This is a genomic window from Pedobacter albus (assembly GCF_036324255.1).
In the GTDB taxonomy this organism is placed as follows: Bacteria; Bacteroidota; Bacteroidia; order Sphingobacteriales; family Sphingobacteriaceae; genus Pedobacter; species Pedobacter albus.
In genome coordinates this window covers 1,700,042-1,714,504 of the sequence record NZ_JAZDQT010000001.1, presented here as the reverse complement: position 1 = coordinate 1,714,504, position 14,463 = coordinate 1,700,042, and the positions used below count along the sequence as shown (strand labels likewise).

Below are 14,463 nucleotides of genomic sequence, written 5' to 3'. Positions count from 1 at the left end.
TTTTTGAAGCATCTGCTTCTAAATGAAAGAGTTAGTCTGATGTTTGTAACAAAAAAGTTAAAGAGTGGGTCAAAACGACAAGAATAACTGTTTTAATCAGGTATTTTTACCTGATTGTAGTTAATGGGCATGTTTTGGATAAAAAAATTAATTTTTAATTAATCAGAAATTGTATTTTTGTCTTACATCCTTAATACATTATGCTCAAACTAAATTACCCTAAGTGGGTTCTCCGCCTAAACAGGCTGGGAAACGACTTTCGCCTACTCACAACCCTGATTTTTATATTAGGTATTCTCAACATCATCTATAAATTTGATTGGGCTGATGGAGGCATTAAGGCTGCATTTAACATGTGGAATCCAAGCTGGCTGTTATTCGGTCCCCTGCTGTATTGCGCCTACCGTTCGCTGGTTAACAAACCTTTAAGCATTACTTTTAGAAACAGCCTCCACTTGGTGCCTTTTATGGGCTTCAGCTTGTTTTACCTGATTGTAGCGCTCACTACAGACATGAACAATCCTTGGGGGAGCTATGCTTTTACGTTTTATCAAAATTCGTATGGCATCATTATCCTGTCGCTTATTCCTTATAGCGTACATGTGCTGGCCAAAATTTGGAAGTCGAGTACCAGAAACAAGCCCGATGCCGATATCTTGTTGGTTACCATTGCCGCCTTGTATATCCTCATTGCCATTTTGGTTAGCCTCATGATTATTGGTTGGGGCATTGCCAAAATAGACATGGGCTTCGACTATCGCTACTTTGCCTACGGCTTATTGGTTTTTATCAATATTGCCATTTGCTGGTATTGGGTGGTGGGCGACAAAAAAGCCATTAAGGCAAAATTTATGGAACTGGAAGACAGCTTGCAACTCAAGAGCTATAAAAATTCTGCCTTGGCCGATGAGCAAGCCAACGAATACAAGGAACGTATTGTCAATTATTTTGAAGATACCCGTGTTTACCTGGAGCCGAGTTTATCGCTCGATTTTCTTTCGAAGGAGCTAGGCATACCCAAACATTATTTTTCGCAACTGTTCAATGTTTATTTAGAACGCAGCTTCCACAATTTTGTAGCCGATTACAGAATTCTGTATGCCATAGAATTGTTGAGCGATAACCAGGGGCGGCTAAAAATAGAATCTTTGGCCTATTCTTGCGGCTTCAATTCCAAAACATCGTTCAATAAGTATTTTAAGGAGCGTACCGGTTTTACGCCTTCAGAATACCTTTTGCAGTTGGAACGACAAAGCGCTTAACATCATTTTATCGGTTTCTCTTTTTTTGATATGCTGATGCGTTTGGCTGTAGTATTGCAGGTTCCTGTTATCCCGTTGATTTTGTTTAGTGTGAGCTTGGTGGCGGCCATTACTTTTTACTTGGCCTACCGTTCGCTTGCCAAAAATCTGTTCAATAAAGTATTGTTGTGGACGATTTTTTATGTTTTCGTCAACAGCTTCTATGCTTTTAGTGTGGAGGTTTTTTATCCAGCCGAGCCATGGAAGAACAAAATTGCACCGTTTATTCTGATGTACGGCCCCATTTTGTATTTTGGCATTGTAGCCTTGCGTGATAGGGTATTGCCACCTTGGAAAGTGTTTTTACACGCTATACCCTTTATCGCTTTTAGTGTTTTGTTTCTGGCCTTGATGTTTGGAGCCATCAAAAACAGTGAAGAAGTTCACGATACTGTTTATAAGCAGCTGTACCGGATAGGGCCACTTTCTTTTTTGGGCTATACCTTGTATTCGGTCTTTTCGAGTAGGAAAATATTCGGCCGCTTTAGAGACAAGTTGCTGATGTTTGTTTTTGGCCGGGTGTTTTTGCTGTTCCTGGCTACCATCATTATGATTCTTTCATTTTCTGGCCAGGTGGCCCATAATCCGAATGCGGTTTATTTGCTGCGGATTATTGTATACGCCTGTATGCTGATCTTCATCCTCATGATTTTTAACTATACCTTCAATAGGCTGTTGAAGAGAAGCGCAATGACCACGCCATACGATGACAATAGGCAAGAGGAACGCGAAAATGTAAAATATGAGCGTTCGCCGCTTACCCATGTGCAATTATTAGCTTATCAAAAAAGGCTGGTCGCTATAGTGGAAGATGAAAAACTCTTTTTAGATACTTCGCTTTCGCTGAGTAGTCTTGCCAATCAACTGAAAATTCCGAACCATCACCTTACCCAAGTGTTCAATATGCAGCTGAAGCAAACCTTTTATCAGTTTATTAATGGGTGTAGGGTAAACTACGCCTGCCAATTGCTGGAAGATCAGAAGCTGGATATGAATTTAGAGGAGCTGGCAGAGAAAAGCGGCTTCAATGCCAAAGTTTCTTTCAATAGGCAGTTCAAACAAATCAAAGGCTGTACACCTTCCGAGTACAGAGACCGTATCAGGGCCTAACCCTTACAAATTATTTTTTGTTCCTAGTCTAATCGTTTGGCAAATTCTCGGCGAATTACTTTGTCGTTTTTGGCATTTCGGCTGCGCTGTTTGTTACAGTTTGCTCGAGTGGGGGCATATCGGACACGCCTTTCGCCTTGTTATCCCTAAATCTGCTTATTGTTTGATCAGTTTTTATGCAAGGTGCCCTTATTTAATCGATAGGCCTGTTTTTAAGCCCTTGTAGCCATGCAATGGCACGATGTATCATCCGTGCGGCATGGTGTCCACGCCGCACGGATGACTCGTTTTTTAGGCCTTTACGCGTACATATTTGCAACGAGTTTATAATAGATATAAAACGCTGTTTGAATATGATACAACTTTACAAACGAATTCTCTATTCAGTTATTTTCCTGCTTGCCACTTGCTGCACATCGAATGTTTTTGCAGACGGGTCAAAAGATCTCTATCCCTCGGGAGTGAGTGGAAACAGGGCCTTCCTTTTGAGCTCTACCAGTTCAAATGCAACAAGCTGGCCTTTCCAAAGCCGGGGTACCATGAAGGTATTCGTAAAGGCCGGAGAGTATATTTACCTTGGCTCTAGTGCTCAAGGTATTGGTGGAGGTACCATCAATGTGTTTAATCCTACAACGGTGCCAAATGCAGGTAGAAGCAATTTCGATGCAACATCTGGAGGGGGAGCTACTACCGGACGTATTGCTAACAGGAGTGAAGAGCTGGCGGGAGCATTGCCTGCTGCTGGTGGTTATACACCTTATGTGGTACAGAATAATACCGGTGCCGATGGGGTTTTTGAGATTGATTTTATTTCTCCGAACCTTACTTTAAGCGGTACGCCTTCCGTACCAACTTTAAGCGCAAATGCAAACTGGACAGCTACTACGACGAGCCAACAGCCCAATAACCAGCCACTCATTTTGGCCTGGGACGTGTCGGTAAGATCGGCAGCTGTAGGTACTGGAACCGTAGTAACCAATCCATTTATTACAGGTAGGGTTTATACCAATGTATTCAATGCGCACGTGGTTGGCGATTTCAATTCCGCTAGTGGCGGTTTTTATGGCAACCTCTATGTATTAACTAAAGACGGTTTTGCGTATAAAGTAAGTGGAAATGGACAAGTAGGGGTAGGTTTTACTTTTTTTGCAGATAACCGCGGCTATACAACTGGGACAAATGGTACGGGTTCGATGACCCGCAAAAGTTTGAATACCTCAACGAATCCAAACGTAAAGAATCCGAATGAAGTAGACGATGCGCTTAACATCACGCATAAGCTCTTCTATGCTAAACCGGCAAACGACTTGCCGCCAACCACTATTGCACAGAACGCTAGTACGTGGATCAAAGTGGCAAGTCCGCAATTTCCTACCGTATCTAATATTTCATTTGTAGGGGTAGAGGGCTCTGCCACCTACGTAAGTTCTAAAGGTGCCTATGTCAATTTTACTTCTAACTTGGCAGGTTCCTATAAAATAACCATCCCGGGCAACGGCAATTTTATAGATAGGGTATTGATTGGCAGTTGTGTGTCCGGTTCTAACCAAGTTTATTGGGATGGAAAAGCCGGTGCCTCTGTTGCCGATCCAATTACAGCTGGTTTGGCTACGCCGCCAGGAACGGTTTTGAATACGGTTAAGGTACAGTTGTTTGGGGCGGAAGTCCACTTTCCGTTTATCGACGTAGAGATCAACCCTAAAGGTATCATCATTGAACAGCTTACCACCGATGGAAATTACAATACCATTCCCGGCAAGGATGTGGTTTATTGGGACGACAGCGATGTAACCATTGCTGGCGATGGCTCATCAGGTGCTAATAGTGCCTCATCAACAGCTTCTTCGCCTACAAAGGCAGCCTTTGGTGTAAACGGGGTTTCAAGTAACTCAAACGGACACAAATTCGGAAAATACAGTGATAATGGCGGAGCAGGTGGTTCAGACTGGGGAAACAACAGGTCTATTGACACCTACTCGTTTGTGGAAGGTAACGAGGTGTCGCAAACCATTAGCGCTACCATTTATCAGGCCGACTTAGAAGTAACCAGCATTACACCTTCGGTTACTACGCAACAGGTGGGCAATACGGTAACCTATACCATTGTTATTAAAAACTTACAAAACGCACAAAGTGTGAGCGATGTAACCGGCGCTACTTTTGGTTTCGAATATCCGGCAGGTTTTACCATCAGTACGCCACCTGTTTTAACTACTAATGCAGGTACAGTTGTGGCTACCTCGCCGACAACTACTGCTACGAAATTCAGCGCCACGTTGAGCATGACCAATGGTTCGCAGGCTACCTATGTGATTACAGGTACCATCGGCCAAGCTTTAAAAAATACAACAATTACGCCAAGGGCAACTATTTTGCGCCCTGCAGATATTGCCGATCCGGATGCAACCGACGAAAGTACACCAACCTTCTCGGGCAACGTTGATACCGAGTGTAATGGCAATCCGAGTGGAGTAGGTTGTAATAACATCAAAACTGCTGCTGGTGTAACCATTACCAATTCGCCTCCTGTGGCTAACACTGATGTGAACAGCACTAACATGAACACTACCTTAACGGTGGCGGCCGGTGGCGTGTTGGCTAATGATACTGATGTAGATGGCGATGCCTTGACCGTAACCAAATACACCATTGGTGGTATTGATTATACAGCAGGTACGGCACACCTTATCCCAGGAAAAGGAACCATTACTATTAATGCCAATGGTAGCTACACTTTTGTGCCGGTAACCAACTTCACAGGTCCGGTAGATGTAATTACTTATACCATTACCGATGGAACGGCAACGGCAACAAGTACATTGACTTTAACCGTAAATTCGACCAATACTGCACCGGTAGCCAATCCAGATACCAAATCGACCAATGAAGACACCACCCTGACGGTAACTGCTACCAATGGTGTATTGGCCAATGATACCGATGCCGATTCTGATCCACTAACGGTTACGAAATATACCATTGGTGGTATTGATTATGCTGCAGGTACTTCGCATCTAATTCCAGGAAAAGGAACCATTACCCTCAATGCCGACGGTAGCTATACTTTTGTGCCTGTGGCCAATTATAATGGTCCGGTAGATGTAATTACGTATACTGTTAGTGATGGTACGGTAACGACTACAAGTACTTTAACCATAACTGTTGATCCAGTTAACGATGCGCCTTCATTTACAAAAGGAGCAGATCAAACCAATACCATAAGTTCGACAGCAGTAGTTAAAACTGTAAATGGTTGGGCAACGGCATTAAGTGCTGGTCCGGCCGATGAGAGTGGACAAACCTTAAACTTTATTGTAAGCAATAACAATAATGCGTTATTCAATACCCAACCTGCTATTGATGCCGCTGGAAATTTAACTTATACCCCAGCGCCAAATAAATATGGCAAGGCAACGGTAACCGTTCAAATTCACGATAACGGAGGAACCGCAAACGGAGGTATTGATACTTCACCTGCGCAGACTTTCGAAATTATCATTAAGCCGGTAGGCACTACAGATACTGAGACTACGCCGATCAATACCGCGGTAACCACCACGGTAACTGCGAACGACGGAGCCAGCGGTATCGGAACAACCGTGGTGAAAGGTACAGACCCAAGCCACGGAACAATTACGGTTAATCCTGATGGCACCATTACCTATACGCCATCAAACAATTATGTGGGTCCAGATAGCTATACTTATATCTTAAGAACACCAGATGGCGTAGATTCTGATCCAATTACCGTAAACATCACAGTTTACAAAGCAGAAATTACCGTTGCAAAAGACGGTGTTTACAACGATACCAATGGCGATGGCAAAGTGAATGTGGGCGACCGTATCAACTATACCTTTGTAGTAACCAACACGGGTACGGTTCCGGTAACCAATATTACGCTAACCGATGCCAATGCAACGATTACCGGCGGACCTATTGCCTCTTTGGCGGCAGGTGCGACCAATAACAGCACTTTTACGGGTTATCATGTGCTTACCCAAGCCGATTTAGATAATAGTGGTGTTTACAACTCGGCTTCAGCTGCAGGTAAAGACCCTAAAAATAACGACGTAACGGCAAGTTCAACAGATCCAACACCATTGGCGCCTGGCGATCCTAATTATCCGATTACGCCACCAACACCGGCCTGCCCAACTTGTACCATTACCCCAATTGTACAAAGTGGCAGCATGACCTTGGCCAAAGAAGGTGTTTATAATGATACCAACGGCGATGGCAAGGTGAACATTGGCGACCGCATCAACTATACTTTTGTAGTAACCAATACGGGCAACGTTACTTTAACCAACATCACTTTAACCGATAACAACGCAACTGTAGTTGGCGGACCGATTGCCTCATTGGCTCCAGGCGCAAGCAACAACAGTACCTTTACCGCTTATCATGTATTAACCCAAGCTGATTTTGACAACGGCGGTGTGTTCAACTTGGCAACAGCAGTAGGTAAAGATCCACGCAATAACAATATTACCACTACTTCAACCGATCCAACCCCAATGGTACCTGGCGATCCAGGCTATCCGGTAACGCCGCCAACCCCGGCCTGTCCAACCTGTACCGTAACTCCGGTTACCCAAACAGGCAGCATGAGCTTGGCTAAAGAAGGTACCTATAACGATACCAACGGCGACGGAAAAGTAAACGTGGGCGACCGCATCAACTATACTTTTGTGGTAACCAATACCGGTAACGTAACGTTAACCAACGTAACTGTAACCGATCCAAATGCGACTGTAACTGGTGGCCCGATTGCCTCGTTGGCACCGGGTGCAAGCAACAACAGCACCTTTACCGCTTACCACGTATTGACCCAAGCCGATATCGACAACGGCGGTGTGTTCAACTTGGCCACAGCGAAAGGCAAAGATCCGCGCAACAATGATGTAAGCGCTACTTCAAACGATCCAACACCGTTAAACCCTGGCGACCCAGGCTATCCGGTAACGCCACCAACTCCGGCTTGTCCAACCTGTACCGTAACTCCGGTTACCCAAACAGGTAGCATAGCCTTAACCAAAGAAGGCGTTTATAACGATACCAACGGCGATGGCAAGGTGAACATCGGCGACCGCATCAACTATACTTTTGTGGTAACCAATACCGGCAACGTAACCCTGACCAACGTAACCGTAACCGATCCAAATGCGACTGTAACTGGTGGGCCGATTGCTTCATTGGCACCTGGCGCGAGCAACAACAGTACCTTTACCGCTTACCACGTATTGACCCAAGCCGATTTTGATAACGGTGGCGTGTTCAATGTCGCAACAGCGAAAGGCAAGGATCCACGCAACAACGATGTAAGCGCCACTTCAACCGATCCTACACCGATGGCGCCTGGCGATCCAGGCTATCCGGTAACGCCTCCAACACCGGCCTGTCCAACCTGTACGGTAACACCAATTACCCAAACAGGCAGCATGACCTTGGCTAAAGAGGGTACCTATAACGATACCAACGCTGATGGCAAAGTAAACGTGGGCGACCGCATCAACTATACTTTTGTAGTAACCAACACCGGCAACGTAACGCTAACCAACGTAACCGTTACCGATAACAATGCTACTGTAACTGGTGGACCGATTGCCTCATTGGCACCGGGCGCGAGCAACAACAGCACCTTTACGGCATATCACGTATTAACACAGGCCGATATCGATAATGGCGGTGTGTTCAACTTGGCAACAGCTAAGGGTAAAGATCCGCGCAACAACGATGTAACCACTACATCTAACGATCCAACACCATTGAATCCTGGTGATCCAGGCTATCCGGTAACGCCTCCAACACCGGCCTGTCCAACCTGTACCGTAACACCAATTGTACAGACTGGTAGCATGAGCTTAACCAAGGATGGCGTATACAATGATTTCAATGCCGATGGCAAAATCAATGTAGGCGACCGCATCAACTATACTTTTGTGGTAACCAACACGGGCAACGTAACCTTAACCAACGTAACTATTACCGATAACAACGCGACCGTAGCTGGCGGTCCGATTGCCTCATTGGCACCAGGCGCAAGCAACAACAGCACCTTTACCGGATATCATGTAATGACCCAAGCCGATATCGACAACGGCGGTGTGTTCAACTTGGCCACTGCAGAGGCTAAGGATCCTAGAAACAATAACGTAACCGTTACCTCAACCGATCCAACTCCATTGGCACCTGCGAGTCCAAACTATCCGGTAACGCCACCTACACCGGCCTGTCCAACCTGTACCGTAACTCCAATTGTACAAATTGGCAGCATGACCTTGGCCAAAGAGGGTACCTATAATGATACCAACGGCGATGGCAAAGTGAATGTAGGCGACCGCATCAACTATACTTTCTTGGTAACCAATACCGGCAACGTAACGTTAACCAACGTAACCGTAACCGATAACAATGCAACCGTAACTGGTGGCCCGATTGCCTCATTGGCACCGGGTGCAAGTAACAACAGCACCTTTACCGGCTACCATGTATTGACCCAAGCCGATATTGACAACGGCGGCGTGTTCAACTTGGCAACAGCTACCGGTAAAGATCCACGCAACAACGATGTAAGCAGAACTTCAAACGATCCAACACCATTGAACCCTGGCGATCCAGGCTATCCGGTAACGCCGCCAACCCCGGCTTGTCCAACCTGTACCGTAACTCCGATTACCCAAGCAGGTAGCATGACTTTGGCCAAAGAAGGCAGTTACTTCGATTTCAATGGCGATGGCAAAGTGAATGTTGGCGACCGCATCAACTACACTTTCGTAGTAACCAACACCGGCAACGTAACGTTAACCAACGTAACCGTAACCGATGTTAACGCAACGGTAACTGGTGGCCCGATTGCCTCATTGGCACCAGGCGCTAGCAACAATAGCACCTTTACCGCTTATCACGTATTGACCCAAGCCGACTTAGACAACGGTGGCGTGTTCAACTTGGCAACCGCAACAGGTAAAGACCCACGCAACAACGACGTAACGGTTACTTCAAACGATCCAACGCCGTTAAATCCAGGCGATCCAGGCTATCCGGTAACACCTCCAACACCGGCCTGTCCAACCTGTACCGTAACGCCGATTACCCAAGCGGGCAGCATGACTTTGGCTAAAGATGGGGTGTACAACGATACCAATGGCGATGGCAAGGTAAACGTGGGCGACCGCATCAACTACACTTTCGTAGTAACCAACACCGGCAACGTAACCTTGACCAACGTAACCGTAACCGATGTTAACGCAACCGTAACTGGTGGCCCGATAGCTACTTTGGCTGTAGGTGCAAGCGATAACACCACATTTACCGGCTACCATGTATTGACCCAAGCCGATTTAGATAACGGTGGCGTGTACAACTTGGCTACTGCCAAAGCCAAGGATCCACGCAATAACGATGTAACGGTTACTTCAACCGATCCAACACCGTTGGCGCCTGGCGATCCAAATACGCCAATCACACCTCCAACACCGGCCTGTCCAACCTGTACCATTACACCGATTGTACAAACCGGCAACATGAGTCTAGCTAAAGAAGGTACCTACAACGATACCAATGGCGATGGCAAGGTAAGCGTTGGCGACCGCATCAACTACACGTTTGTGGTAACCAATACCGGCAACGTAACGCTAACCAATATTACTTTAACCGATAACAATGCAACCGTAGCAGGTGGTCCGATAGCTACCTTGGCTGTAGGTGCGAGCGATAACAGTACCTTTACCGCTTACCACGTGCTAACCCAAGCCGATATCGACAACGGTGGTGTGTTCAACTTGGCAACGGCTAAGGGTAAAGATCCGCGCAATAACGATGTAACGGTTACTTCAACCGATCCAACACCTGTTGCGCCTGGCGATCCTAATTATCCGGTAACGCCGCCAACACCGGCCTGTCCAACCTGTACCGTAACCCCGGTTACCCAAGCAGGTAGCATGACCTTGGCCAAAGAAGGCGTATACAACGATACCAACGGCGATGGCAAAGTGAACATCGGCGACCGTATGAACTATACCTTTAAAGTAACCAACACCGGCAACGTAACCTTAACCAACGTAACCATTACCGATGCCAACGCAACCGTAGTGGGTGGCCCGATTGCTTCATTGGCTGTAGGGGCAAGCGATAACAGTACTTTCACTGCTTATCACGTGTTGACCCAAGCCGATTTTGACAACGGTGGCGTGTTCAACATCGCAACCGCTAAAGCAAAAGATCCAAAAAATAACGACATCACCACCACTTCTAACGATCCAACACCGTTGAATCCAGGTGATCCAGGATATCCGGTAACGCCTCCAGTTCCTGCCTGCCCAACCTGTACGGTTACTCCAATCGTACAGACAGGCAGTATGACCCTGGCTAAAGATGGTGTGTACAATGATGCCAATGGCGATGGCAAGGTAAATGCGGGCGACCGTATCAACTACACTTTCGTCGTAACCAATACCGGTAACGTGACCCTAACCAATATTACGGTTACCGATAACAATGCGGTGGTAACTGGTGGTCCAATCGTTTCATTAGCGGTAGGAGCCAGCGACAATACTACCTTTACCGCTTACCACGTGTTGACCCAAGCCGATATCGACAACGGCGGCGTGTTCAATACAGCAACGGCCAAAGGCAAAGATCCACGCAACAACGATGTAACCACTACATCTAACGATCCAACACCATTAAATCCTGGCGATCCAGGCTATCCGGTAACGCCTCCAACACCGGCTTGTCCAACCTGTACCGTAACACCAATTGTACAAACAGGCAGCATGAGCCTAGCTAAAGAAGGTGTTTATCAAGATACCAATGGCGATGGCAAGGTAAATGTGGGCGACCGCATCAATTATACCTTTGTAGTAACCAACACCGGTAACGTAACCTTAACCAATGTAACCGTAACCGATCTAAATGCAACTGTTGCTGGCGGACCGATAGCTACCTTGGCTGTAGGCGCAAGCGATAACAGTACCTTTACGGCTTACCACGTGTTGACCCAAGCCGATATCGATAATGGTGGCGTGTTCAACATCGCAACGGCCAAAGGCAAGGATCCTCGTAACAACGACGTAACCACCACGTCAACCGATCCGACCCCGGTAAATCCAGGCGATCCAGGCTATCCGGTAACGCCTCCAACACCGGCCTGTCCAACCTGTACCGTAACGCCGATTACGCAAACAGGCAGCATGACTTTGGCTAAAGAAGGCGTATACAACGATACCAACGGCGATGGCAAAGTGAATATTGGCGACCGTATCAACTATACTTTCAAAGTAACCAATACTGGCAACGTAACCTTGACTAACGTAACCATTACCGATGCCAACGCAACCGTAGTGGGTGGGCCGATTGCCTCATTGGCACCTGGCGCGAGCGATAACAGTACTTTCACCGCTTACCACGTATTGACCCAAGCCGATTTTGACAATGGTGGTGTATTCAACATCGCAACGGCTAAAGGCAAGGATCCGCGCAACAACGATGTAACCACTACATCTAACGATCCAACACCGTTGAATCCAGGCGATCCAGGCTATCCGGTAACGCCTCCAGTTCCTGCCTGTCCAACCTGTACCGTAACACCAATCGTACAGACTGGTAGCATGACCTTGGCTAAAGAAGGTGTTTATCAAGATACCAATGGCGATGGCAAAGTGAACATTGGCGACCGTATCAACTATACTTTCAAAGTAACCAACACCGGCAACGTAACCTTGACCAACGTAACGGTTACCGATAACAATGCGGTGGTAACCGGTGGACCGATAGCTAGTTTGGCTGTAGGTGCGAGCGATAACAGCACTTTCACGGCTTACCACGTGTTGACCCAGGCTGATATCGATAATGGTGGTGTGTTCAACATCGCAACGGCAAAAGGCAAGGATCCACGCAATAACGATGTGACTACTACGTCGACTGATCCGACCCCGGTAAACCCTGGCGACCCAGGCTATCCGGTAACGCCTCCAACACCGGCTTGTCCAACCTGTACCGTTACACCAATTGTACAGACTGGAAGCATGACTTTGGCTAAAGAAGGCGTATACAACGATACCAACGGCGATGGCAAAGTGAACATTGGCGACCGTATCAACTATACCTTTAAAGTAACCAACACCGGTAACGTAACCTTGACAAACGTAACCATTACTGACGCCAACGCGGTTGTAAGTGGTGGCCCAATAGCTAGCTTGGCTGTAGGTGCGAGCGATAACAGCACCTTTACGGCTTACCACGTGTTGACCCAAGCCGATTTTGATAACGGCGGCGTGTTCAACATCGCAACGGCTAAAGGCAAGGATCCGCGCAACAACGATGTAACGGTTACTTCAACCGATCCAACCCCGGTAAATCCTGGCGATCCAGGCTATCCGGTAACGCCTCCAGTTCCTGCTTGTCTAACCTGTACGGTAACGCCGATTACGCAAACAGGCAGCATGACCTTAACCAAGGATGGTACTTACAACGATACCAATGGCGATGGCAAGGTGAATGTGGGCGATCGCATCAACTATACCTTTAAAGTAACCAACACGGGCAACGTAACCCTGACCAATGTTACCCTAAGTGATCCAAATGCTACGATAGTGGGCGGACCGATAGCCTCATTGGCACCTGGTGCAAGCGATAACAGTACCTTTACCGCTTACCATGTAATTACACAGGCAGATTTAGATAACCGTGGCGTATTCAACTTGGCTACAGCTTCGGCAAAAGATCCAAGAAACAATACCATTACGGTTACTTCTACCGATCCAACGCCAGTGGCATCAGCTGATCCTAACTATCCGCTTACGCCACCAACACCAGCTTGTCCAACCTGTACTGTTACACCATTGGTACAAACCGGCGCAATTGCCTTGGTTAAAAAGGTAACCAATACCGGAACCGGAGTAGGAGGAGCATTTGTATTGGGTAATCCAATCGAGTATACCTTTACCATTACCAACACCGGTAACGTAACCTTGGCCAATATTAAATTAACCGATCCACTATTAGGAGCAGGTGTAATTAATGTAGCTGGTACATTGGCACCTGGCGCCTCAACCACTGTGGTAAGAACTTATGTAATTACAGCAGCGGATATTGCAAAAGGCAACGTAACCAACCAGGCGGTAGTTAATGCAACCGATCCGGCCAATAAGCCAGTAACCGACCAATCGGGTACTACAGCTACCAACGATACGCCTACGGTAACTACCCTGGCCAAACCACCGGTAGCCAATAACGATAATGCAACTACCCGTCAGAACGATCCGGTTAAGATTGCCATCGAAACCAACGACGTGGCAGGCAGTACGCCAATTGTTCCGGGCAGCGTAGTCATTACGGTACAGCCTAAACATGGTACGGTAACTGTTAATGCCGATGGCACGGTAACTTATACGCCAAACCCTGGCTATGTAGGTGCCGACGACTTTACCTATACCGTAAAAGATACCAACGGACAAACTTCAAATCCAGCGGTAGTGAACATCACGGTAGTGGCCAGCAATCCGAAAGCGCTTGATGATACTGATAAAACCCAGTTCAACAAACCGGTAGTTATCCCAGTAATCAAAAACGACGTGAAAGATGGCGCCGAGCTAGATCCAACAAAGGTAGAAATCATCGGACAGCCTAAAAACGGAACCGTGAAGGTAAACAGCGATGGTACCATTACCTATACGCCTAACAGTGGCTTCACCGGAAAAGATACCTTCACCTACCGCGTAAGAGATGCCTATGGCAACTGGACCAACGTGGCCAATGTGGAAGTAACCGTTGAAGGCTTCTTTATCCCTAACGTGATTACGCCAGATGGCGACGGCAAAAACGATTACTTCGTGATTGTAGGCTTGCCAAGCTACGACAGGGCCGAAGTAGAGTTCTACAACCGTTGGGGCAACCAGGTATACTATAGCAAAAACTACCAGAACAACTGGAATGGCGAGAACCTGAACGAAGGTACCTATTACTATACCATTAAGCTGATAAAAGGCAATACCAGCAGCACGATAAAAGGATGGGTTTTAATTAAACGTTAATCAGAAATTTTATC

Annotated in this window: 3 protein-coding genes; all 3 read left to right on the top strand. The window is 46.8% G+C overall.

Features of this window, described 5'->3' with window-relative positions; translation table 11 throughout:
• Positions 1 to 200: 200 nt before the first annotated feature.
• The 3 genes from VRU48_RS07070 to VRU48_RS07060 all read left to right on the top strand — a co-directional run bounded on the left by VRU48_RS07070 (position 201) and on the right by VRU48_RS07060 (position 14,449).
• Complete coding sequence (locus VRU48_RS07070; RefSeq protein ID WP_330107219.1) at positions 201 to 1,262, top strand: helix-turn-helix domain-containing protein; 1,062 nt, start codon at positions 201 to 203, stop codon at positions 1,260 to 1,262.
• Between the two features lie 36 nt (positions 1,263 to 1,298).
• Positions 1,299 to 2,411, top strand: a complete 1,113-nt coding sequence (locus VRU48_RS07065) for an AraC family transcriptional regulator (RefSeq protein WP_330107218.1) — start codon at positions 1,299 to 1,301, stop codon at positions 2,409 to 2,411.
• 539 nt (positions 2,412 to 2,950) lie between these two features.
• Complete coding sequence (locus tag VRU48_RS07060; protein ID WP_330107217.1) at positions 2,951 to 14,449, top strand: DUF7507 domain-containing protein; 11,499 nt, start codon at positions 2,951 to 2,953, stop codon at positions 14,447 to 14,449.
• Positions 14,450 to 14,463 lie beyond the last annotated feature (14 nt).

Coding starts and splice junctions, on each gene's coding strand:
- VRU48_RS07070 (WP_330107219.1), top strand. CDS start 201: ATGCTCAAACTAAATTACCCTAAGTGGGTTCTCCGCCTAAACAGGCTG.
- VRU48_RS07065 (WP_330107218.1), top strand. CDS start 1,299: ATGCGTTTGGCTGTAGTATTGCAGGTTCCTGTTATCCCGTTGATTTTG.
- VRU48_RS07060 (WP_330107217.1), top strand. CDS start 2,951: ATGAAGGTATTCGTAAAGGCCGGAGAGTATATTTACCTTGGCTCTAGT.